Origin of the sequence: Lysinibacillus sp. FSL W8-0992, from assembly GCF_038008685.1 — a bacterium.
Classification (GTDB): Bacteria; Bacillota; Bacilli; order Bacillales_A; family Planococcaceae; genus Lysinibacillus.
Map to the genome: position 1 here is coordinate 2,773,859 of NZ_JBBOZQ010000001.1, position 22,730 is coordinate 2,796,588.

At 36.5% G+C, this 22,730-nt stretch carries 23 protein-coding genes; 17 read left to right on the top strand and 6 right to left on the bottom strand.

The features are described 5' to 3' along the window. Positions 1–90 precede the first annotated feature (90 nt). From NSQ74_RS13810 to NSQ74_RS13820, 3 genes are all read right to left on the bottom strand, one after another. Entirely contained in the window at positions 91–981 is an 891-nt protein-coding gene (locus NSQ74_RS13810; protein ID WP_340824045.1) for a DUF3298 and DUF4163 domain-containing protein, read from the bottom strand. Then, positions 974–1,492 (bottom strand): sigma-70 family RNA polymerase sigma factor, encoded by a 519-nt coding sequence (locus tag NSQ74_RS13815; protein WP_340824046.1) that lies wholly within the window; start codon positions 1,490–1,492, stop codon positions 974–976. The genes NSQ74_RS13810 and NSQ74_RS13815 overlap by 8 nt, the downstream gene beginning before the upstream one ends. Before the next feature lie 119 nt (positions 1,493–1,611). Further along, positions 1,612–2,379, bottom strand: a complete 768-nt coding sequence (locus NSQ74_RS13820) for a TSUP family transporter (RefSeq protein WP_340824048.1) — start codon at positions 2,377–2,379, stop codon at positions 1,612–1,614. 216 nt (positions 2,380–2,595) lie between these two features. Here NSQ74_RS13820 and NSQ74_RS13825 point away from each other — a divergent pair, with 216 nt between their 5' ends. Next, the gene (locus NSQ74_RS13825; protein ID WP_340824049.1) at positions 2,596–3,021 is read left to right on the top strand and encodes a hypothetical protein; all 426 of its coding nucleotides are present in this window, start codon (positions 2,596–2,598) and stop codon (positions 3,019–3,021) included. Between the two features lie 75 nt (positions 3,022–3,096). Next, entirely contained in the window at positions 3,097–4,089 is a 993-nt protein-coding gene (locus tag NSQ74_RS13830; protein ID WP_340824051.1) for an LLM class flavin-dependent oxidoreductase, read from the top strand. A 245-nt stretch (positions 4,090–4,334) separates the two neighbouring features. Here NSQ74_RS13830 and yfkAB read toward each other — a convergent pair whose 3' ends face one another. Next, on the bottom strand, positions 4,335–5,447 hold the full coding sequence (yfkAB, locus tag NSQ74_RS13835; RefSeq protein ID WP_340824052.1) for a radical SAM/CxCxxxxC motif protein YfkAB: 1,113 nt from the start codon (positions 5,445–5,447) through the stop codon (positions 4,335–4,337). A 378-nt stretch (positions 5,448–5,825) separates the two neighbouring features. Here yfkAB and NSQ74_RS13840 point away from each other — a divergent pair, with 378 nt between their 5' ends. From NSQ74_RS13840 to NSQ74_RS13850, 3 genes are all read left to right on the top strand, one after another. Beyond that, positions 5,826–6,515: a YjjG family noncanonical pyrimidine nucleotidase gene (locus tag NSQ74_RS13840; RefSeq protein ID WP_340824053.1), complete on the top strand. Its 690-nt coding sequence runs from the start codon at positions 5,826–5,828 to the stop codon at positions 6,513–6,515. 147 nt (positions 6,516–6,662) lie between these two features. After that, positions 6,663–7,583, top strand: coding sequence for an S-layer homology domain-containing protein (locus tag NSQ74_RS13845; protein WP_340824054.1), 921 nt, complete (start codon positions 6,663–6,665; stop codon positions 7,581–7,583). A 277-nt stretch (positions 7,584–7,860) separates the two neighbouring features. After that, positions 7,861–8,496, top strand: a complete 636-nt coding sequence (locus NSQ74_RS13850; protein ID WP_340824056.1) for a 50S ribosomal protein L25/general stress protein Ctc — start codon at positions 7,861–7,863, stop codon at positions 8,494–8,496. A gap of 81 nt (positions 8,497–8,577) precedes the next feature. Here the strand turns inward: NSQ74_RS13850 and NSQ74_RS13855 are convergent, their stop codons facing one another. Further along, on the bottom strand, positions 8,578–9,204 hold the full coding sequence (locus NSQ74_RS13855; RefSeq protein ID WP_340824057.1) for a YczE/YyaS/YitT family protein: 627 nt from the start codon (positions 9,202–9,204) through the stop codon (positions 8,578–8,580). A 162-nt stretch (positions 9,205–9,366) separates the two neighbouring features. On the opposite strand from NSQ74_RS13855, the gene NSQ74_RS13860 reads away from it, so the two are divergent. The 4 genes from NSQ74_RS13860 to NSQ74_RS13875 all read left to right on the top strand — a co-directional run bounded on the left by NSQ74_RS13860 (position 9,367) and on the right by NSQ74_RS13875 (position 13,657). After that, positions 9,367–9,792: a pyridoxamine 5'-phosphate oxidase family protein gene (locus NSQ74_RS13860; RefSeq protein WP_340826464.1), complete on the top strand. Its 426-nt coding sequence runs from the start codon at positions 9,367–9,369 to the stop codon at positions 9,790–9,792. A 124-nt stretch (positions 9,793–9,916) separates the two neighbouring features. Then, positions 9,917–11,662, top strand: a complete 1,746-nt coding sequence (ade, locus tag NSQ74_RS13865; protein WP_340824059.1) for an adenine deaminase — start codon at positions 9,917–9,919, stop codon at positions 11,660–11,662. Positions 11,663–11,948: 286 nt separating this feature from the next. Next, positions 11,949–12,587, top strand: coding sequence for a GntR family transcriptional regulator (locus tag NSQ74_RS13870; RefSeq protein WP_340824061.1), 639 nt, complete (start codon positions 11,949–11,951; stop codon positions 12,585–12,587). A 20-nt stretch (positions 12,588–12,607) separates the two neighbouring features. Further along, positions 12,608–13,657, top strand: a complete 1,050-nt coding sequence (locus tag NSQ74_RS13875) for a 2,3-butanediol dehydrogenase (RefSeq protein WP_340824062.1) — start codon at positions 12,608–12,610, stop codon at positions 13,655–13,657. Between the two features lie 228 nt (positions 13,658–13,885). On the opposite strand, the gene NSQ74_RS13880 is transcribed toward NSQ74_RS13875, so the two are convergent. After that, positions 13,886–14,911, bottom strand: coding sequence for an S-layer homology domain-containing protein (locus NSQ74_RS13880; RefSeq protein ID WP_340824063.1), 1,026 nt, complete (start codon positions 14,909–14,911; stop codon positions 13,886–13,888). 402 nt (positions 14,912–15,313) lie between these two features. Between NSQ74_RS13880 and NSQ74_RS13885 the strand changes: the two genes are divergently transcribed. The 8 genes from NSQ74_RS13885 (at position 15,314) to NSQ74_RS13920 (ending at position 22,582) form a co-directional block, all read left to right on the top strand. Further along, complete coding sequence (locus NSQ74_RS13885; protein WP_340824065.1) at positions 15,314–15,478, top strand: hypothetical protein; 165 nt, start codon at positions 15,314–15,316, stop codon at positions 15,476–15,478. A gap of 650 nt (positions 15,479–16,128) precedes the next feature. After that, complete coding sequence (locus NSQ74_RS13890) at positions 16,129–17,043, top strand: metal ABC transporter solute-binding protein, Zn/Mn family (RefSeq protein ID WP_340824067.1); 915 nt, start codon at positions 16,129–16,131, stop codon at positions 17,041–17,043. An 8-nt stretch (positions 17,044–17,051) separates the two neighbouring features. Then, a complete protein-coding gene (locus tag NSQ74_RS13895; protein WP_340824069.1) occupies positions 17,052–17,801 on the top strand; it encodes a metal ABC transporter ATP-binding protein in 750 nt (249 codons plus the stop codon). Further along, a complete protein-coding gene (locus tag NSQ74_RS13900) occupies positions 17,795–18,667 on the top strand; it encodes a metal ABC transporter permease (protein WP_340824070.1) in 873 nt (290 codons plus the stop codon). Before NSQ74_RS13895 ends, NSQ74_RS13900 begins: the two co-directional genes overlap by 7 nt. Further along, positions 18,664–19,533 (top strand): metal ABC transporter permease, encoded by an 870-nt coding sequence (locus NSQ74_RS13905; protein WP_340824072.1) that lies wholly within the window; start codon positions 18,664–18,666, stop codon positions 19,531–19,533. Before NSQ74_RS13900 ends, NSQ74_RS13905 begins: the two co-directional genes overlap by 4 nt. A gap of 179 nt (positions 19,534–19,712) precedes the next feature. Then, positions 19,713–20,174, top strand: coding sequence for a VOC family protein (locus NSQ74_RS13910; RefSeq protein ID WP_340824073.1), 462 nt, complete (start codon positions 19,713–19,715; stop codon positions 20,172–20,174). 138 nt (positions 20,175–20,312) lie between these two features. Beyond that, positions 20,313–21,500, top strand: a complete 1,188-nt coding sequence (locus tag NSQ74_RS13915) for an MFS transporter (RefSeq protein WP_340824074.1) — start codon at positions 20,313–20,315, stop codon at positions 21,498–21,500. 206 nt (positions 21,501–21,706) lie between these two features. Beyond that, on the top strand, positions 21,707–22,582 hold the full coding sequence (locus NSQ74_RS13920; RefSeq protein WP_340824076.1) for a DMT family transporter: 876 nt from the start codon (positions 21,707–21,709) through the stop codon (positions 22,580–22,582). The last annotated feature ends 148 nt before the right edge of the window (positions 22,583–22,730 follow it).

Genomic DNA, 22,730 nt, shown 5'->3' on the forward strand with positions numbered 1-22,730 from the left:
GTTTTGATACAAGTTAGCTTTGACAAAAAGTTGAAAGATTATAAGTCATAAAAAAGCACTATCTCACATTAAATGAGATAGTGCCTGCGATTAATGAATATATTTATTACTTACAAGACTATTTTGAAGAACGTCTGTTGGAATTTCAAATTCCACTACACCCATATAGCCAGGTGCTACTTCATATTTATCGAATGAAATAACGAGTTTTCCTTTTTCAGAAATGTAGAATTGTTGTTCCTTATTGATCGTAGTAAACACTTCCATTAAATCTTCATCAGGCAAGCCCGCTCCTTTAATCCAATACACTTTATCTTCGTTTGTTGCAGCAATTTGTTCACGCATTTGTTCTTTAATATTCTCACTAATAGCATGAATATAGCTATCATCTTTAAATAGACTTGGCAGCGTAATTAAAATTTCGTTTTGTTTATCAATCGTATCATAGTGCATAACGGTAGATGATGATCCTACTGTATTGACAATATAACGTCCTATCGATAAAATCTGGTCGTTATCCGTTTTAATTTCATAGCCGCTATCTATTCCATAGTGACCACCGCCATTTGCTTTCAAATCGCCAACTTCTGCAATAAAGTCATCATAAAGTGCTTTTCCTTCTGAACGATATTTTTCATTTAAAGCATTTGCAAGATCTGTATTTTCTAAATGTTCAATAGAAGGTACTTTAATAGTAGCGTCATATGTGTCATCAGCTACTTCATATTCTGTCCATGTCAGTACTTTTATGACACTCCCTACTACAGGAATATCAGACAATGTACGTGCCATTGCAGGGCTAATATTTAAACTAGCTGTAAATAGCATAGCAGCTGCCGCTGTTCCAAGTAACCATTGCGGTCCTCGATTTTTTTTCTTCCTTTTTCCTTGTTTTAGTGCACTTTCAACTACAAAGTCAAGCTCTTTTGGTATTGGAACGTCATTATAATGTTTTTTTAACTCTTCTAATTTTTTATCCATGTGCTGTTTCTCCCTTCCCATCTTGGAGTTGTATTTTTAACAGTTTTAAAGCTTTATATAGGCGTGATTTAGCTGTGCTTAGCTTTATGTCCAGTATGTTGGCAACATCAGCTAACTTTAAATCTTCGAAATAATGTAAAATCACGACTTCACGGTACATTTGAGGTAATTCCTCTAAAGCATGCTCTAAATCGATGTTCTCGTAAATATCTTCTTGAGCAGGAGTTAAATATTGTAAAGTGTTATCATCCGTCACTTGTAAGCGATTATGCTTGCGCAAAAAATCAATGGCTGTACGTACAACAATTTTGTAAAACCAGCTTTTCATGTAATCCACATGCTCTAATCGATCGAGAGAAAGCATGGCTTTTTGAATACTGTCTTGTACTATATCAAGTGCATCCTGCTCATTTTTCGTATAGCTATAGGCAAGCAAATAAAATCGTTCTTTCTGTTCACGAATTAACTGGACAAACACCTCTTCATGTTGAAATGCATTTCTTGTTTTCATGTCCAAAGAAGCTCCTTTTTAACATTTTCAATTTGTATACAACTACTAGACGTATGAAAGTGGGGAAAAAGTTGAAGCAATGAAAAAAAACTTACCTCATAATAGAGGTAAGAATTGTTTCACGAAAAATAGTCGTATGTATTTTTCAGCAATAATAGGATGGTAACAACGATAAATAGTTTACGCACGTAACTACTCCCGCGTTTAATAGCAAATTTTGAACCGACTATCGCACCTGCAATTTGAGCTAGTCCCATAGCGAAGCCGTAAGTATAATGAATCTGACCTAAGTATATAAACATTAGAAGCGCTGCTATATTGCTTCCAAAGTTTAAAAACTTGGCATTGCCGGCTGATTTTAAAAAGTCAAAGCCAACGATTAAAAAGGCAAACAGTAAGAATGATCCGGTACCAGGGCCTAAAAAACCATCATAGAAGCCAATTAAAGTAATAATAAGGACGAAAAAAGCATATCGTTTAGGTGTTAGCTTTTTATATGTGGAAATACTACCCCAGTCTTTTTTGAAAATCGTATAAACAGCTACAGCCGCTAGCATGATTAACATTAAAGGCTTTAAAACACTTGGATCAATTAAATGGACAATCCATGCGCCAATCATGGAGCCGAAAAAAACAAAAGGAAACAGCTTATAGACAGATTTAATATCTAGCTTCCCAGAGCGGTAAAACGTAATGGTACTAGTTAAAGATCCCATTGTACCCGCTAGTTTATTTGTTGCGACAGCTGCGGATGGTGGTAATCCTACAAATAGGAGAGCAGGTAATGAAATGAGCCCACCACCACCAACTACAGAGTCGATAAATGCAGCCAAAAAGCCAAAAATAATAAGAATTAATAATATATTTGGGTCTAAATCGAAGGGCACAAACGTCATCTCTTTTCTCTAATAATAATCTGATATTAAAGGAACACGGAGTGACTGTAAATAGCTTGTATTAATTTTTAGCTACCACGTTTAGTATGCATCATTTGTTGAGGAACTATAAAAATCTACAAAATACAAAAATATTCTACTTTATGTAATTATTTTAATGTATTATGAAGGAAATGGTGTTTTTGCGTAAAGGGGACGTGATGACATTTGTCTTTAGGAAATCATTTTCGAGTGTTTGTTTGTGTTGTATTTATGGGTGTGCTCGTAGGGTATGTGTTTAATGCGAAAAAAGATATTACGGATAATGTATATATCGATACAGTAAAGGAAGGATATTTGGTTGATTTTGCTGACGTGAAAGTCCGTGATGCCTTTAATTATGCTTTTACAGAGCCGTATTGGCGTTATTATAAGGCGAAAACGGGTCAACATGTCGTGGAGCTTTCAGGGGATATTCTATTTTCAGACGAAAAAGGACATGCCATATTGCAATTCATAGTGAATGAGGAAGTAACTGAATTTAAGCTTTTTGCAATGAAGTTTAACGATGTTGTACTTGATTCAAAACAAAAAGGAATGCTTGTTGGCATTGTTTATGAAACTTGGGAAATGAAACAGCTCGCATATCAGTAAGTGCTTTTGCTTTGTAAAAAGGGATGACTATATTACAGTAGAAAGGAGAGCATACAGACAGAGAGGGTGTTTTCATTGAAATTAAGTATTTTAGATCAAATTCCTGTACCGAAAGGTCATACTGCTGAACAGGCCTTTTTGCGTACAGAACAATTAGCGCTCTTAGGGGAAGAACTTGGCTTTAATCGCATGTGGTTAGCAGAGCATCATAGTAGCGAATCACTAGCAAGCTCAGCACCTGAAATTACAGCAGCCTTTTTAGCGGCGAAAACAAAACGTCTGCGGATTGGCACAGGGGGCGTCATGATGATGCATTATTCTCCCTACAAGCTGGCAGAAGTATTTAAAACATTAAGTGCACTAGCACCGAATCGCATTGACTTTGGTGTTGGCCGTGCTCCTGGTGGAGACCATGCATCAATCTATGCATTAGCAGAGGGACGTAGACAACATTTTAATGAACAATATGATAAGCTCGATATCATTTTAAAATTGATGAATAATCAAAAAACGGGCGAGTCTGTCTATGATCAAGTGATTGCTTCGCCTACTAACATACAATTACCAGAAGCGTGGTTGCTCGGCTCAAGTGGTCAAAGTGCCATGCAGGCAGGGCAACGTGGTGTAGGTTATTCGTATGCTCAGTTCTTTACGGGTAATATGTCCAAAGATATTTTTGATACGTATAGATCTTATTTTACACCTTCTTATTATATGGAAAAACCGCAAATTATCGTTACCTATGCAACAACGGTTGCTGATACGTTAGAGGAAGCGGAATACTTAGCTAAGCCAATTGATATTACGCGCCTTCAGCTTATGAAGGGGCAAATTATTCAGGCGATGTCACCAGAAGAGGCGAAGGATTATCCATTAACAGAGATGGATAAAATGATGATTGCCAACAACCGCAAAGCAAATATTGTAGGCACACCGAAGGAAGTTGCAGCATTTTTAGTAGCAGAGCAGGAACAATATGGCTTTGATGAAGTGATGCTAAACTGCAATCAATATGCGCAGGAAAGTCGCTTGAATTGCTATAAACTACTGGCAAATGAATTGATTTAACAAATAGCTATATTAAGAAATAAATTGAGACAAAAGAGAAAAAAGTGTTAGATTGACGGCCATCAATCTAACACTTTTTCTGCTGTACCGTTGTTGTCCGCTCGCTAACTTGCGAGGTGCCAACGTCATACGTTCTGTGTGTGTCCGCGGAAAGGGTGCAGAGGGAACGGAAATCAACGAATTATGAAAGTTTATCTACAGCAGAAATGTCCAATGCATTCAGTTGCATTGGACATTTTTTATAGTTAAAGTTTCGCTGAGCCGCTCATAAAAGTCGTGTCTTGATAATACATATTTTTAACTAAGACATTCGGACCTAAACATTTCACAGCTGGACAGTGGCAGTTTAAAGATTTTGCTAAATCTGTAGCCATCCATTTGTCGAAAATTGCTGGTAGTTTATCATGAACGATATTACCGAGAGCTGATGCATCACCAAAGTCTGTAACGATGACATCACCTGTAAAGATATTGACATTTAGTCGTGAACGACCGTCTGGATCATTACGCATTGTGACGTTTTTAGTCTCTCGTAACCGTTTTAATAGTTTTTGATCTTCCTCATTAGTGCTACAAGGATAAAACGGCAATGTACCAAAGAGCATCCAAGTATTTTCATCGCGTACATCAAGTAAATGATGGATCGCTGCACGTGTTTCCTCTAGAGAAAGAGATGTTAGCGAACTTGCGAAGTCAGACGGATACATCGGATGTACTTCATGACGAGCACATTGCATCTCATTAATAATTTGGTTGTGGATGTGCTCTAAGTAAGGCAACGTTTTTTTGTTGAGCATTGTTTCAGCAGAAACCATAACGCCATGCTCAGCAAGCATACGCGCATTATCAATCATGCGTTGGAAAAGAGCTGCACGTTGCTCATAGGTAGGCTTACGTGCCATCATTGCAAATCCTGTTTCAACAAATTCATCAACTGTACCCCAGTTATGAGAAATATGTAAAACATCTAAATAAGGTGCAATGAGTAAATAACGTTCTGGCTCGATTGTTAAGTTCGAGTTGATTTGCGTACGAACTCCACGTGCATGTGCATATTTTAATAGGGGTAGTACATAATTTTGAACTGATTTCTTAGACATCATCGGTTCGCCACCAGTAATACTAAGTGTTTTTAAGTGTGGAATTTCATCAAGGCGTTTCGTGATTATGTCCATTGGCAGTGCCTCTGGATCCTTATTTTGCAATGTATAGCCTACAGCACAGTGAGCGCAGCGCATATTACAAAGGGTTGTTGTTGTAAATTCAATATTTGATAGGGTCATGTGCCCATGTTGTTCGACATCTAAATATGCTTCCCACGGATCAAAGCTGGGCGTAATTTTTTGTAAGGTCGTCATTTTTCGTACATCTTCCTTTCTAGCATTCTATTGTCTCATATTCAGTGATATTTTCAAATATGAAATTATTGAAAGAGCATATTTTTGTCCTTTCTTGGAAATTTTATTCGTGTATCGATATAAAAAACGCTTCTAAATAATCTCACCGCTTTTCAATCTTTGGAAGAAAACTACAATGATGAACGAAATAGGCATGTGGTATTATGTTTAGAATACTTTTGCATGTACACAATGGCAGCATATTGTCCAAAAACGGGTTTCTTTTAATACGCGAATGCAAAGAAAAGAATGAGTGTTTACACTGCTATTTTTCTGAAAAAACGTTATGATAGAGAAAGCAAGGCGGGAAGACCGTAACGAAGAAAGTAGGAATTTGTTTTGAGTAAGTATGAAATACTATTATTTGATGTAGATGACACTTTATTAGATTTTAATTTAGCTGAAGATGCAGCACTAAACCGTTTATTTGAACAAGAAAAAATTGCGACTACACCGACTATGATTACCCGCTATAAAGAAATTAATGAGTCAATGTGGCGTGCTTTTGAGCGAGGCGAAGTAACGAAAACTTCTCTACATAATACTCGATTTTCAATCGCGTTAAAGGAATTTGGCATAGAGGTAGACGGCGAGTATGTTGAAACTGTTTTCCAAAAGTATTTGCAGGAAGCACATCATTACGTAGATGGGGCATATGAGCTGATTGCACAACTTGCAGACAGTTACGATTTATACGTCGTTTCAAATGGTTTGACAAAAACACAAAATAAACGATTAGCAGATGCAGATTTAGCAAAATATTTTAAAGGTATTTTTATTTCAGAGCAAACGGGCTATCAGAAACCGATGCCAGCATTTTTTGATTATGTTTTTGACCGTATTGACGGATTAAATAAAGATAAGACTTTAATTGTGGGAGATTCACTAACATCTGATGTGAAAGGCGGTTTACTAGCAGGGATTGATACGTGCTGGTTTAACATTCGCGATATGCAAAACACAACTGATATAAAGCCTCATTATGAAATTAAAAAATTACATGAGTTGCATATGTTATTAAATAAATGATTCATGAAGGAACTTCGCTCTACTATTTGATAGTAGGCGAAGTTTTTTTAGGTAGGTAACTGTAGGAGCATGTGCTAAAAATACTATATTTTTAAACAATTAAATCTATTATGATAGTTATAGAAAATAATAAAAGGGAGGAGCAATATGAAAAGAATATTTCAAACAACGACTATCCTCGTATTGCTGGGGGCATCAATCGCTTTCCCGATAGAAGCTTCCGCCTATGAAGAACCGACGCACTACGTACATACGAAAACAGAAAATATGACAATCTATTCCGCCTATGGTGCTACAATTTCTGCAGCTGAAAAAAATGGAGTCTATAGCATTAAAGCGAATATCGTCAATAACCGTCAACCGCTTGAAGTTGTCATTTTTAAAAATGGACAATCCGGTGTGCTACAGCAAGTATTGAAAAAAGGAATGGAACCCGTTGCCTATCGAGATGAAGGAGATCGTGTGGTTGCGATAATTCACAACAATGCAGAGTTGAAGTTTGTGCAACCTGAGCAACTCTATTTCCGAGATTTAGCAAAGACATCAACTAGCTCCTACATTCAAACTTTGGCAGAGCGAGGAATTATTCGTGGGCGTACACCAGATAATTTCGGTGTAAATGATTCTTTAACACGTGCACAGTTTAGTGCTTTGCTCGTCCGTGCATTTAGCTTTCAGCAGGAGCCAACGAAACAGTTTACAGACATAAATCTAAAAACATCGTGGTACGGTGGTCATGTAGGTGCTTTACATTCATTAGGCATTATTCATGGCAAAACGCCAACTACTTTTGAACCGAATGGCAAAATTACACGTCAGCAGGCGATATTGATGCTAGGACGCACATTGGATGCAGTTGATTTTGTGCTAGAAGATAAAGATGATACAACCATTTTACCTTTTGAAGATAGCTATACATTCCAAGGAGAGTTATTACGTCACACGCAGACACTATATACAATCGGTGCTTTAGATGACAATGCAAATTTAAACCCGAATCAGTATATTACACGAGGTCAATTCGCAAAAATGTTGGCTGTCACTTTGCAAGCAGCAGGCAGATTATAAGTGCCATTTTAAGTGCCTGGCACTCTATCGGCGGTATTGGCAGAACTATCGGCGATTAACGCAATTTTAACGGCGAAATTTACAAACTAATCGGCGATTGAACACCTTTTTATCCTTAATAGGAAGAAAAGGTGTTTTTATTATGTGAAATATTCGATAAAAAGAACAAAATATTGTAAGCGAAATTGAGCACATTAAAACTATAAAAAGGTATAAAAAACAAACGATCGGGCAAAACCATTTATGAGACTAGTTTTCACGAGAGGGGAAAATGCTGATGAGTACTATATTAAATGCTACAAAACGTCATAAAGGACAACGCTCAACATTAACAAAACTAAGACAAAGTGGTGCCATTCCTGGCGTTGTTTACGGTTATCAAATGGAGCCCACTTCGATATCACTTGATGCCAGAACATTTGCTAAAGTTTTAAGCGAAATTGGTAGTAAAAGTGTATTTCAATTAGATGTCGAAGGAAAAAAAGTAAATGCAGTATTAACAGAAGTACAACGTTGTGCGTTAAAAGGTTTTGTAAAGCATGTAGACTTTAAATCAATCAATATGTCAGAAGAGCTAGAAGTCGATATCCCTGTTACCGTAGTAGGTGATGCTATCGGTGTTAAAGATGGAGGTTTCTTGTTACAACCAAATCGTGAAATTCGTATTAAAGTGAAACCTTCGGAAATACCAGAAACGGTAGAAGTCGACGTAACCAATGTTGCAATTGGTACCTCACTGTATGTTGGAGATATTCGTCAAAACATACACTTTGAAATTTTAAATGAAGACGACTATACATTAGTGACAATCACGCCTCCAGCAGCAGAAAATGTACAAGAAGAGGAAACAGTAGATGGCACACCTGAAGTAATAGAAGCGACAGGGCAAAATACAGCTGAACCGAGAGAATAAAGAGTTTTCAAATAACTAATTTAGTCATGAAAAAGCTTGTGAAGTATTACATTTCACAAGCTTTTTGAATTTATATATTTTTTAAACGACAACGCTCTTAACACCAGTCCATTTTGTAAATAATTTCTCATTGTAAGTTAATGCTAATTGTACAATTGGGCCAAGGCCGAAAGCCATTAGCACTGTTCCTACTCCAATTGGACCACCAAGTAAAAAGCCAATAATAGCAACTGTTACTTCCATTAACGTACGAGCACGTGTAACACTCCAGCCTAGCTTATGAACCATCAAGAGCATTAATGTATCTCGTGGGCCAATGCCTAAATTCGCTACCATATACATGCCACAGCCCCAACCAAGTAAAAGCAATCCAGTTAAGTAGGCAAGTAGCTGCATCCAAAAGCCCTCAATATCTGGGAGCCAAAAGTTGAAAATATCAATAAAAATGCCAGCTAAAAACATATCTATAAATGTACCTGGTAAAGGAAATTTCTTTGTCACTAGCATATCAAATGCTAAAATGGCTAAACCAATTAGTATAGACCAAGTGCCAATTGTAAGACCAAATGTTTTGGCTAACCCTATATGTAAAACATCCCATGAACCAACGCCAAAAAATTGTCCTTTAATAGTTAAAGTTATGCCAAAGGATAGAACTAAGATGCCAGCAATGAAAAATAGACATCGTGTAAAAAAAGCTTGTTTCATATTTAAAACCTCATTCTGAAAAATTCATATTGTCCAACAAAGTATTATAGCAATAGTTTTAGAAAAACGCCGAAAATAGTCATTTCATATTTTTCAAAAAAAGGCGGTTTAGCTTTAAGAACGAGGGGTAAAATAATAATGAATATGAAAGGATGGGATGAAATGACTTCAGTACGTGATGAAATTTTAGAAGTATTAAATCGAGAAAAAATAGGAACGATGGCAACCGTTGAAAATGGCAAGCCATATTCACGTTATATGACATTTCAAAATGAAGACTTCGTATTATATACAGTGACAAATAAGCACTCTGAGAAAATCGATGAGCTATTGAAAAATCCTTATACACATATTTTATATGGCTACGATAATGGAGGCTTTGGTGATTCGTTTGTAGAAATTGAAGGGAAGCTTACAGAAATTGAAGAGGAAGGCTTGAAAAATAAATTAGCAGAATTTTTTACAGGTATTTTCATTGGCAACAAAGATGAAATGGTGACACTTAAAATTGAGCCTATTCGTATGCGATTGATGAACAAAAAAGGTGAGCCACCTAAAGAGTTAGAATTTACAAACGACCATTTATAAATGGTCGTTTTTTTCATACTAGTAATAAGGTATATAAAAAAATGAAGACGAAACAATCAACATGACTTGAAACTCCTTCGTCATTCATGCATGATAGGTCATAAAAGAAAAGGGAGTGCTCAAAATGGTAGAAAAAGTACAGCAGCTAGCAGAAAATATACAGGCTTCACAGGGGAAAATGGAGGCAGATTTTATTTTGCGTAATGCACAAGTTGCAGATGTTTTTACTTTAACGTGGAAGAATGCAGATATTGTTGTGAAGAATGGGCAAATTGTAGCTCTCGATACACAAAATCGTTTTATTGCTCACGATGAGGAAGATGCTGAAGGGCATTATGTTATCCCAGGCTTAATGGATGGGCATATACATATTGAATCATCAATGCTTACGCCTTCTGAATTTAGTCGCGTGCTTGTTCCTCACGGCGTGACGACTGTCATCACAGATCCGCATGAAATAGCAAATGTTGCAGGTGCTGAAGGCATCCAGTTTATGCTAGATGATGCGAAAAAAGCGGAAATGGATATTTTTGTAATGCTGCCTTCCAGCGTGCCAGGCACTCGTTTTGAACATGCAGGGGCCACACTTACTGCTACAGACTTAGCCCCTTTTATGACCAATGATAATGTACGTGGATTAGCAGAGGTGATGGATTTTCCAGCTGTGCTGAATGGCGAAAAGAACATGCTTGAAAAAATTAGGTTAGCACAACAAGCTAACCTTGTTGTAGACGGACATTGTGCAGGATTGACTAGCACACAAATTACAGGTTACCGAGCGGCAGGCATTCATACTGATCATGAGTGTGTGACAGCGGAAGAAGCGTTAGATCGTATAGAGCAAGGAATGTATGTATTAATACGTGAAGGCTCAGCAGCTAAAAATTTACGTGATTTATTACCGGCTGTAAATACAATTAATGCGCGTCGCTTTGGTTTTTGTACAGATGACAAGTATGTTGACGAATTAATGGAAGAGGGAAGCATCAACTTTGATATCAAGATGGCGATTGAAGAAGGAATGGAGCCATTGCAAGCTATTCAAATAGCTACAATTAACGTAGCTGAGTGCTATCGTTTATACGATCGAGGGGCAATAGCACCAGGCTATAAAGCCGACTTTGTCTTAGTGGAAGATGTTACGAAAATGCGAGCGCAAGCTGTCTGGAAAAATGGCATCAAAGTTGCTGAAAAAGGTACAATGCTAACGGCGCGTGTAGAACCCGAAGTGCCTGCTCATATCCATCGCTCTGTGCATTTGCCACCTATTACTACGGACATGATTGCCATTCCATTTACAAAAGGATCAAAAGCTAATGTAATGGAGATTGTTCCTAATCAGCTTATTACCAATCATTTAGTAGTAGATGTACCGGTTACGATGGGTAAATTTATTCCATCTGTAGAGCAGGATTTACTAAAGTTGGCTGTAATCGAGCGCCACCATCATTTGCACACAACAGGTCTTGGTATTGTGAAAGGTTTTGGATTGCAAAAAGGTGCGGTTGCAACGACAGTAGCACATGACTCTCACAATGCACTAGTCGTTGGAACGAATGATGATGATATGGTCATGGCCCTTAATCGTATTCAAGAAATTCAAGGGGGATTTGTGATCGTAGCAGACGGCAAAATATTAGCAGAAATGCCATTAACAATTGGTGGGCTAATGACAGATGCAACAGCACATGATGCCAAAATGCAATTAGCGAGTCTACACACTGCACTAAATGAGCTAAATCCTAATTTAGATTTTCATTTTCTTTTAACGTTTTCATTTGTGGCATTGCCTGTTATCCCATCTTTAAAATTAACGGATTCAGGACTATTTGATGTCACAACATTCCAACATATTTCGGTAGAAGCATAATGATAAAAACGACCTGAAAGCAGCATGCAATCAGGTCGTTTTTTAGTTGTTATCCATGCCTTAAGCTGCTTTTCATGCGGCTAAACAATACGATTATAATCATTTTTTGCGTACTATTGAATAAAAATATTACTGCGCCTGATTCAAAATTATTGAAATCGAAGCGTTTTCATATTAGAATAACATTTATAGATTATCGATAATCTATAATGGATAACATTTTTACTAGCCACCATATACACGGAACTATTAAAATAAGAGGATATAAATTTATTGGAGTGGTTAGATGGGGTTTAATGAAAATTCAATTTCGAAGAAAACGATAGCAGAACAAATAGCTGAGCAATTATTATTTCGCATATTTTCAGGTCAATATGAACAAGGACAGCGTTTGATAGAGTCGGAAATTGCAAAAGAGTTACAAGTAAGTCATGCACCTGTCCGAGAGGCTCTGTATCTTTTACAAAAAGATGGTGTAGTTGAAAAAATACAACATAAAGGTGTAAGTGTAAAAATTATTTCGGATCAGGAATTGAAGGATTATTTAGAGACCCTTTATTACCTGTTGGATCTTGCACTTAAAAATTGTGAAACAAAATGGACTGCCGAATTTCAAAATGAACTTTTACTTCGTTTTGAAACGATGGAACAACGAAAGTCCGTAAAAAATATTTACGAATATGTTGTATCGTTTGCCCACCTGTTAGAATTGTTTTTCGATATTACTGGAAATATTGCGATGCTACGTTTCTTTAAAGAAACCATATTTGTTACAAATGTAGCTGCACAAACAAAATGGAAAATGAATCTCGTTGAATCCTATCATATGTCCATTCATACGTTTATCAAGTGTATAGAAATATCGGATTTTGAAAATGCCCGAAATGCTATTAAAGATGTTATTTTATGGCATCATTTTAATTAAATTTTAAAGGGGAAATTGATATGAAAGCAGCAGTTTGGCACGGCGTAAAAGATATTAGAGTAGAAGAGGTTGAATTACGAGCTTTAAGAGAAGATGAAGTGAAAGTAAAAGTAGCTTGGGCAGGTATTTGTGGAAGTGATTTACATGAATATCAAGAAGGTCCAGTATTCATACCGGTTGATGCAAAAGCTGATTTAACGAGTGAAATTGCTCCGCTAACAATGGGACATGAATTTGCTGGCGTAATCGAAGAAATTGGTTCTAAGGTTACAAATTTTAAAGTAGGAGACCGAGTAGTAATTAATCCTACTTTAACATATAGAAACAAACATGAAGATATCGATCGTTATGATGGATTTAATTTTATCGGATTACATGGAAACGGTGGGTTTGCAAAATATGCAAACGTGCCTGAAACAAATATACACCGTTTAGCTGATAATTTAACATTACAAGATGGTGCATTAGTAGAACCGATGGCGGTTGCTGTACAAGCTGTAAAAGATGCTGGCGTTACTTTAGGAGATTCAGTTGCAGTGTTTGGTGCTGGTCCAATTGGATTATTGACAGTCATTGCTGCTAAAGCATCTGGAGCAAGCAAAGTTATCGTATTAGATTTATCTGATAACCGATTAGAAAAAGCAAAAGAGTTAGGTGCAACACATATTATTAACTCAGGTAAAGAAGACCCTGTACAAGCTGTTCGAGCGATTGTAGCAGATGGGGTAGATGTTTCTTTTGAAGTTGCTGGAGTTGCTCCTACTTTTAAACAAGCTATTGATGTAACAAAAGCGCGTGGTAATATGATGATTGTTTCTATTTTTGCGAGACCAATCGAGTGGAATCCAATTCATCTTACAAACACTGGTGTGAATCTTCTTTCTTCAATTGTTTATACACCAACAATATTCCAAAGAACAATAGATGCAATGGGTGCTGGTCAGCTAAATCCACAAGGCATTATCACAAGCCAAATAAAATTAGATGATATCGTTGATAAAGGCTTTGAAGCGTTAACAAACGACAAAACTCAATCTAAAATATTAGTTGAGTTAAGTGGAGAAAAATAATACAACGCCAACTAGTGAATTTATACTAGTGTAAGCTCATTTATCTTTTAAGAGAGAACTAATTATAGTTCTCTCTTTCTTTTATTCCTTTAACATATTGATGTTCAGCATGTCGTAAATGATGAATGTGCACAATGTTAAAATCTTTCAAAATAAACGTGTTAGTCTATGCTCTTTTGCGTTTGAGTGTAGCTAATAAGTTCATTTCACAGGCGTGACTTATTGACTTTATTGTTTTTTTAATGTGCCTGAAAAATTCGTACCTTCATTGCGCTCTGAACTGCAATCAACCTCGATTATTTTTAGCGCATTTTTAAGTTGCTCGAATTCCAGAACACAGCGGTTTCCATTTTCAGATCTGTTCATTACAGCCTTAGTGTTAGATGTAATGGTAGCTGTCCCATCTACACTACCTAACTGTTGACCATCACTTGCTGTTAAAGAAATGTTAAACGTTTTGCTTGTGACATTAGAAATAATGGCGTCGCGTCGATTAAACTCATTCGCCCCTTTGCCCCATTTATAGTAGTACGTATAAGTCCCTTCCCACGCACTATTTGAAGGAGGCACTTGCTGCATCGTTTTATCTAGCTGATGTTGTCCATTGATCGCTCGTGAATTTAAGGAAGCATTGCTCGGATTATCATAAATGTTTTGTGCATCTTCAGAAATAGTATAAAAATTTCTCGAATCCATGCGATGGAGTAATGTGACGACTTGTGCACGTGTCATATTGTTTGCAACGCCGAAAAACTTTTGCAAATCACGATTTTCATATTGCTCGTTCTGACCAGTGGAAATATAGGAATCGAGTAAAAATTGAATGGATTCATTGAGACCACGTTTACCCTCGGCTAGGTGAGTGATAGCCTGTGCAACAACCCCACGTTTTATAGCAGTTGCTCGGATATTGTTATGAAAGTAGCCGTTAAGAGGTACACCATAACTTGCAAGGCGGTTATAATACTCATCTGACCAATTCGCTGCAGGGGTTTGCTTTTTCAACTCATCAAATGGAGTTTCTAGTTCATAATAATTTGCAAGTAACTTTGCAAATTGTTGCTCGGTAATGGTCGCATTCGGCTTGAACGTGCCGTCAGCATAGCCATCAATAATGTCATATTCCTCTGCCCACATGACGGCCTCATAAGCAAAATGGTCTTCGGTCACATCTGTAAAACCAGCTGCCTCTACTTTGAGGTTACCAGCAACGATAAGTAATGAAAGCAATACTATACTCAATAATTGTTTCATTAGCATTCTTCCTTTCTAGCAATTATACTATTTAGTTTGCAGGATATAGATGGAAACTGCAAATGTTTCCATTAGATATTTTCAAGTGCATGTCCTTTTTACTAGTCAAAAAGTAGTCAGACTTTATTGGCAATATCGAAGAATCTATCAGCGATATAGGACAGTTAAACGGCGAAAACGAACATCAATTTTTCATCTTTTTTTTAACCAAGATAGGCATCGCTAATTTTTGTAGAACATGTACAAAAATTGGCGGTGTTTTTTTGTAGGCTAAATACAAAAGATGTGCAAGAAAAAAATTTTTTTTAAAAATTTTTGTTAAAACAGTTGAAATTTATTCACTTTAAGCATATATTTTTCCTAAGGGAAACAAAATATCGTAAACGAAAGAAGAGTGAGTCAATGAAAAAGTTAGATGAATTAAAACTAACGATTCTTCCACTAGGAATACTAGTGTTTCTGACGATGTTGTGGAAAATGACCCAATCTGTAGGTGTAGCGATTTCAATTGTTGTATTTTGGATGGGCTGGAAACAGCTTATGAAGAAATTTATGATAAATAATTAATTTGAGAGACAAAGTTGCATCAACAGTAATGCGGAAATAAGAGAAATGTTTACGCAAGTTGCAGCGAAGCATTTCTCGTAAATTATAAAATTTAAGGAGGGAAGCCGTTTAGTCAAAACAAGCAACACTATAAAACAAAAAAAGTAATACGTTTACTTCAACATCGCTTAACGAATACCCGTATCATCATCTTCATTAAGTAGCGACTAACAATAAAGATAAACTTTCTAGCACCGATTTGGAGAAGTAATCCTACTGAGAAAGATAAATAATAACATCTTTCTCAAGTTCATTTGGGCAACAAAAGCTGTACGAGTTTCTAGCGTATATTTGATTGAAACAGTTAAATGTTATCCTTCTTCTGAAATCTATAGTGGAAATCGCTTTATGTAGAAGTTTTCACTATTTGAAAGAATCTCTAAAGGTGATGGGTGTAGCATAGTAAGATGAAAATCCTGCGCCCATCTATGTAGTTTCTATTAGTCGTCAAAATGCAGAAGATACGGCTAATATGTATTCGTTGTATGCACTATCAGCTTGTGGTGCTGCTAAGACAAACGAAAGTAGCTTCGGTAAAAATGAGTACGATGAAGCAAGAGGTAAACGTAAACTTATAACGTTTTAGAAGGTTTTGACAACGGTAATGGTAAATGAAACGTTTATTAGGTGTATTTGTTTTAATGATGTTACTTTTTGGTTGTAGCGCAGAAAAAAATGAAACTGGAAAAAGGGAAGGGGTCGTTGTTGCAACGACAGGGCATATTGGCGATGTTATTAAAGAAATTGGCGGTGACCATTTAACTGTTTCAGCTTTAATGGGACCTGGTGTTGATCCACATTTGTACAAGGCAACACAAAGTGATTTATCAAAATTAGAAAACGCTGAAGTAATTTTTTATAACGGTTTACAATTGGAAGGCCAAATGCTCGATATTTTCGATCAAATGTCAAAAGATAAAACGGTATTAGCTGTTGGTGATAAGTTAGATAAAGATAAGCTACTTGATAGTGAAGATGAAGGGCTACTACACGATCCGCATATATGGTTTAACATTGACCTTTGGAAACAAGTTGTAGAAGCGGTAACGGAAACACTTGTGAAAGAATATCCAGAGTATAAGGATGATTTTAAAGCAAATGAAACAGCTTTTTTGAAAAAATTAGATGAATTGCAAACTTACGCGAAAGAGCGTATTAATGAAATTCCAGAAAAACAACGTATATTAGTAACGGCCCACGATGCGTTTAACTATTTTGGTGAGAGCCAAGGTTTTGAAGTTCGTGGCTTACAAGGGCTTAGTACAGAAGCAGAATATGGTGTGAAAGACGTACAGGAAATGGTAGATTTCTTAGTTGATAACAAAATCAAAGCTATTTTTGTAGAGTCAAGCGTTTCAGATAAAGCGATGAAAGCCGTAATAGAAGGAGCAAAACAGAAAGGGCATGACATTGTTATTGGTGGAGAGTTATTTTCAGATGCTATGGGTGCTGAAGGAACAAAAGAAGGCACATACATTGGGATGTATCAACATAACATCGACACAATTGTCGATGCACTGAAGTAGGTGGAAAAATGAATGCATTAACAGTTGAAAATTTATCGGTTGCTTATGATAAGAAAACAGTGTTGGAAAATGCCAACGTTACAGTGCCTACAGGCAGACTCTCGGCAATAATTGGTCCGAATGGAGCAGGCAAATCAACATTTTTAAAGGCAATTTTAAATCAATTACCAAATAAGGTTGGGAAAGTAGAAATACTAGGAAAGAACTTTGATCCAAAAAGTCTAATTGTTGGCTATGTACCACAACGCAATGCAGTCGATTGGGATTTCCCAACAAATGCCCTCGATATTGTGTTAATGGGGCGATACGGACATACAGGTTTATTTAAAAGGCCATCCAAACAGGATAAGCTGCTTGCTAATCAAGCTTTGGAAAGTGTAGGAATGCAAGATTTTGCAGAGCGTTCCATTGGTCAATTATCCGGTGGTCAACAACAGCGTGTGTTTTTAGCAAGGGCTCTAGCGCAAAATGCAGATATCTATTTTTTAGATGAACCATTTGCTGGTGTAGATGCCGCAACAGAAAAAACGATTATCGATATTTTAAAAAGCTTAAAGGCACAGGGGAAAAGTATTTTTGTTGTGCATCATGATTTACAAACAGTAAAAGAATATTTTGATTACACAATTTTATTAAATAAGACGATTTTAGCATCAGGTGCAACTGAAGATGTTTTTACTGCTGAACAATTACAAAAAACATACGGTGGTAAATTATTTATGATGCAAGACACGTTAGGAGCGAACAGCGTATGTTAAGCGGTAACTTACTTTGGGTGTTGCTCGGTACGATGCTACTTGGCATTGCGGCTGGAATAACGGGGACCTTTTCCTTTCTTCAAAAACAGAGTTTAGTTGGGGATGCTGCAGCACATGCAGCGTTGCCTGGTATTGCTATAGCATTTTTATTAACGGGCCAAAAAGATTTACCAATCTTAATTTTAGGGGCTGCAATTACGTCAGCATTATCCGTATATTGTATTCAATGGATTGTTTCATTTTCTAAAATGAAAGCAGATGCTGCTATTGGTTTAGTATTGACCGTATTTTTTGGGGTAGGGGTCGTATTTTTGACAATTGTGAATCATAGTCCGCTAGGAAATCAAAGCGGACTCAATGATTTTATTTTCGGCAAAGCTGCAACAATGACAAAAGTTGATTTAACATGGTTATTTATTAGTGCAACAATCATCATTTTAGTTAGTCTATTATTTTATAAGGAATGGAAGCTTTTAATCTTTGATCCTGTTTATGCAAAGGGCATTGGCTTGCCGGTTGAAGCGTTAAAAGCTGTATTGACGATATTGATTGTTTTGACAATTGTAACAGGTATCCAATCCGTTGGTGTTATTTTAATGTCGGCACTGTTAATCATTCCTGCTGTAAGTGCTAGGCTATGGACGACAAAATTAAGTTCCATGATTGTACTGAGTGCTACGATTGGTGGCATATCAGGTTTAGTCGGAACCTTTATTAGTTCACTGCGAACGGGATTATCAACAGGACCTATTATCGTATTAGTAGCAGCTAGCATTTTCTTTATCTCTTATTTAATAAGTCCAGCAGGGCAAATTAATAAGTTTCTCAGAAAAAAACAGTTTCGAAAGCAAGGTGAGGTAGGGTGATTGAGTTTTGGGTCATTTTTACAGGTCTTCTAGTAGGGATAACATGTGGTATAGCAGGAGTTTTTCTAATATTACGTAAAATGTCGATGATAGCAGATGCCATTAGCCATACTGTGCTGTTCGGAATTGTTATGGCTTTTATTGTTACGCAAACATTAAATGGCTTTTGGATGCTAATAGGAGCGGCAATTGCAGGGATATTAACTGCTTATTTAGTACAGTTACTGCATTCATCGGGTATACAGGAAGATGCTGCCATTGGTGTTGTCTTTACGTCTTTATTTGCTGCAGGCGTCTTGCTTATTACATTGTTTGCTAGCAATGTTCATTTAGACGTTGAGCATGTATTAATGGGTGAAATTGCCTTTGTCCCTTGGGATAAATGGACATTATTATCGATTACAATGCCAAAAGCAGTCTGGATGTTGTTGCTCGTTTTATTAATAAACATTGGGTTCCTTGTTTTATTCTTTAAGGAAATGAAGCTAGCAACCTTTGATGCAGTGTATGCGGCGTCTATAGGCGTTCCAATTATTTTTCTGCATTATGGCTTTATGACTTCAATTTCCTTCACAACTGTAGCAGCATTTGATAGTGTAGGGGCAATTTTAGTAGTTGCCATGTTAATTGGTCCTGCCGCAACAGCCAATTTAATTAGTAAATCGATTAAACAAATGTTTCTATACAGTATGTTATTTGGCGGGGCAGCAGCGATTATTGGCTATTATTTGGCGAAATTTTGGGACACGTCCATTGCAGGTATGATGGCCACAGCAGTCGGCATATTATTTGTCGTCACGTTATTAGCTCAAAAAATCGTCGATAGGAAAAGAAAATCCCTTGTAGGTAAATTAGAGGGTTTATAATTGATAATAATGAAGAGGTGAGGCTTATAATAGGCAGCATCTCTTCATTTTTTATTTTTGGAACATCGAGAAAGAATAATGAGAAAGGTAAAAATAAGGTGAACATTTCATCCTTTAGCATGATTTTCACTTTCTAAATAAATAGTATACTTTTGTCAGTGATGAAAAGGAGCGATAGCATGATAAAAGGGTTATATGAAGCACATTTACCAGTAAGTAATTTACAAAAGTCAATCACTTTTTATAAGAAACTAGGGCTTGAGTTAGCTTATGTGAAAAATCAATTAGCTTTTTTCTGGATTGTCAAAGGGGAAAGTTGGATTGGGCTTTGGGAAAGTAAGGAAGCAAAATTAGATTATCATCCTTCTATTCGGCATATTGCTTTCAGAATTGATGAAGAAGATTTAGCACGAGTGAAAGAGTGGCTGCAATCCATTGACATTGAAATAAAAACAGCATTTGGTTTTACGCCAGCACAACAACCGCTTGTTTTACCAAATAATCCACATGCACATGCCGCAATCTATTTTGCTGATCCAGACGGGAATTCCATTGAGCTAATTGCACCATTGAGACTGGATGTTGAGGAAGATTTTCCAATGATGTCGTTAAATGATTGGTACAATAATGAGGGGATATAGATTGGGAAAAAGAATACATAATTACAAGTTAAGGTAGAGATAAAATAGTAGAATTGTAATTTTATATGTACGAATATTTATAATTTTGTTACGATGGGTGTTATTAAAATTTAATAGAGGACAACGAGGGGATGCAGCATGTGGAAAAATCACAACGTATGGATTATTTTATTAGGTGAGTTTGTAGTAGGTCTTGGCCTATGGGCTGGGATTATTGGAAATCTAGCATTTATGCAAGAGGTAGTTCCGTCTGATTTTCATAAATCATTAATTATTTCAATTGGAATTTTAGCTGGTCTTGTTGTAGCGCCGCTTGCAGGACGACTAATTGACCAATCAAGGAAAAAAACGGTCATTCAGTTTGCTAGTGTGGGTCGCATTATTAGCGTATTTTTTATGTTTATCGCACTTTATACAAATTCGGTCATTTGGATGATTCTCTTTTTAATTACATTGCAAATTGCGGCAGCATTTTATATGCCTGCTTTACAATCAATTATTCCAATGGTTGTTAAGGATAAAGATTTAATCTCATTGAATGCATGGCAAATGAATGCTCGAACGATTTCACGAATTGTTGGAACAGCGGCAGCGGGTTTAATGTTAAGTTATTTTGAGTTGAAATGGTTATACATTATTTCGCTTATTGTATACATACTAATGTATTTTATAACAAACGGATTAAAGCTAGATGAAACAATTAATCTGTCCGTTCAAGATAAAGAAAAAGGTGGATTTAAGGAAGTTTTACCTATGCTAAAAGAGCATCCAGTCGTTTTAATGACACTTGTTCTAATGTTAATCCCTACATTATTTTTAGGCTCTTTTAATTTAGTCATTATGAAAATATCAGAAATTCACCAGTCCACAACTATTTCTGGTTTATTGTATACGGTTGAAGGTATCGGCTTTATGTTAGGAGCAGCAGGGCTCAAATATATTGTTGAGCGAGTGAATATAGGTACATTATTATTTGGACTTGCGTTTATCATTGGTTTAATGGAGCTTATGTTACTGCTTGCAGATAATACTTTCTTCGCGTTACTGACATTTGGACTATTTGGTTTTTCTGTAGGTTGTTTTTTCCCAACGACAATGGTAATCTTTCAAAAGCAAGTGCCGAAAGAGTATTATGGCCGTTTCTTTTCCTTCCGCAATATGATTGACTCTGTCGTCTTCCAAATCGTTCTACTATCAACAGGAATGATGCTTGATTTAATCGGCTTAAATGGAATGGGTCTAGTATTTGGTATCATTAGTCTAAGCTTAACCGTGTCTTTTCTATTTTTTTCAAAGAAAAAGAATGTAATTATGCATGCACAATAACGAAGCATAATCATACTGAACACGGCAATAGATATTTCCAAAAAATTTATTGCCTTCTCTTTATTAATTTAAATGAAAAGCTATTTCCACTAAATGTGGAGGTAGCTTTTTTTATTGCAGTGTATTCCATAGTTCGATAGGCGTTGAATTATTCTATGTTTATAATGGCTATAAAATAGTTTTTACCAAAAGTTAGGGGAATTTGTATGAATAATATTAAATTTATCGCTTTATTACTACTTACAACTTTTTTAATGGGCTCTTCGTTTGCCATTGTAAAATTGGGTTTACCTTACTCATCTCCATTATTATTAGCGGCATTGCGTTTTATCGTAGCTGGTGTATTAATGGCTGTAATTGTTCTTCTTTTAAAAAGACCTCACCCAACGACAAAAGCCAATTGGTTGAAAATTCTTTTGATTGGTACGTTTCAAACTGCTGGCGTGATGGGGTGTATATTTTTAAGCTTGCGAACGATTACAGCTAGTGAATCTTCTATTCTAACATTTACGAACCCACTGTTAGTCGTTGTATTGGCAACTATTTTTACAAAAGCACATTACCGTTTGTATCAGTGGGGCGGTGTTATTCTCGGTTTAATCGGTGTCATGATTACAATGGGTGCACAAATCGAGTGGAAAATTGGTCTAGTTTTCGGGTTTCTTTCTGCTGTTTTTTGGGCCATCGCCACGTTATTAGCAAAAAAATGGGGTGTACTGTTTGATACATGGGTTCTATCAGCATATCAGATGCTCTTTGGGGGATTACTGCTCTTACTAGGTAGTATTGTACTGGAGCAGCCACATTTTATCGTTAATGGCCATTCATTGGTTATTTTACTATGGTTAAGCATTTTTTCTTCAATCATTCAATTTGCTGGCTGGTACTATCTTTTACAAAATAGTGATCCAGGGAAAACGAGTGCTTACTTATTCTTAGCCCCTTTCTTTGGAGTATTAACAGGCTGGATATTATTAGATGAACCATTGCACTCGTCGCTTTTGATAGGGGGGCTATTTATTTTAAGTGGTATTTATTTAGTCAATCGAAATTTTACTTCTGCAAGAACAGGCAACTATTAAAACCGATGCTACCCTATAAGTCCTTCTACTTCTATAGCGTAAAAATCCACTGTCCTTTCCACGGGGCACGATGTAAGTAAGTCGCAACTGTTGCTATCGCACCGTCTGTTGCATCTTACATTACGTGGGTTCCCGCAGGAGTCTCAGT

Bases quoted from the DNA above. Each gene is read 5' to 3' on its own strand.
- NSQ74_RS13810 (WP_340824045.1), bottom strand. From the start codon at position 981: ATGGATAAAAAATTAGAAGAGTTAAAAAAACATTATAATGACGTTCCA.
- NSQ74_RS13815 (WP_340824046.1), bottom strand. From the start codon at position 1,492: ATGAAAACAAGAAATGCATTTCAACATGAAGAGGTGTTTGTCCAGTTA.
- yfkAB (WP_340824052.1), bottom strand. From the start codon at position 5,447: ATGACGACCTTACAAAAAATTACGCCCAGCTTTGATCCGTGGGAAGCA.
- NSQ74_RS13845 (WP_340824054.1), top strand. From the start codon at position 6,663: ATGAAAAGAATATTTCAAACAACGACTATCCTCGTATTGCTGGGGGCA.
- NSQ74_RS13850 (WP_340824056.1), top strand. From the start codon at position 7,861: ATGAGTACTATATTAAATGCTACAAAACGTCATAAAGGACAACGCTCA.
- NSQ74_RS13855 (WP_340824057.1), bottom strand. From the start codon at position 9,204: ATGAAACAAGCTTTTTTTACACGATGTCTATTTTTCATTGCTGGCATC.
- NSQ74_RS13860 (WP_340826464.1), top strand. From the start codon at position 9,367: ATGACTTCAGTACGTGATGAAATTTTAGAAGTATTAAATCGAGAAAAA.
- ade (WP_340824059.1), top strand. From the start codon at position 9,917: ATGGTAGAAAAAGTACAGCAGCTAGCAGAAAATATACAGGCTTCACAG.
- NSQ74_RS13870 (WP_340824061.1), top strand. From the start codon at position 11,949: ATGGGGTTTAATGAAAATTCAATTTCGAAGAAAACGATAGCAGAACAA.
- NSQ74_RS13875 (WP_340824062.1), top strand. From the start codon at position 12,608: ATGAAAGCAGCAGTTTGGCACGGCGTAAAAGATATTAGAGTAGAAGAG.
- NSQ74_RS13880 (WP_340824063.1), bottom strand. From the start codon at position 14,911: ATGAAACAATTATTGAGTATAGTATTGCTTTCATTACTTATCGTTGCT.
- NSQ74_RS13885 (WP_340824065.1), top strand. From the start codon at position 15,314: ATGAAAAAGTTAGATGAATTAAAACTAACGATTCTTCCACTAGGAATA.
- NSQ74_RS13890 (WP_340824067.1), top strand. From the start codon at position 16,129: ATGAAACGTTTATTAGGTGTATTTGTTTTAATGATGTTACTTTTTGGT.
- NSQ74_RS13895 (WP_340824069.1), top strand. From the start codon at position 17,052: ATGAATGCATTAACAGTTGAAAATTTATCGGTTGCTTATGATAAGAAA.
- NSQ74_RS13900 (WP_340824070.1), top strand. From the start codon at position 17,795: ATGTTAAGCGGTAACTTACTTTGGGTGTTGCTCGGTACGATGCTACTT.
- NSQ74_RS13910 (WP_340824073.1), top strand. From the start codon at position 19,713: ATGATAAAAGGGTTATATGAAGCACATTTACCAGTAAGTAATTTACAA.
- NSQ74_RS13915 (WP_340824074.1), top strand. From the start codon at position 20,313: ATGTGGAAAAATCACAACGTATGGATTATTTTATTAGGTGAGTTTGTA.
- NSQ74_RS13920 (WP_340824076.1), top strand. From the start codon at position 21,707: ATGAATAATATTAAATTTATCGCTTTATTACTACTTACAACTTTTTTA.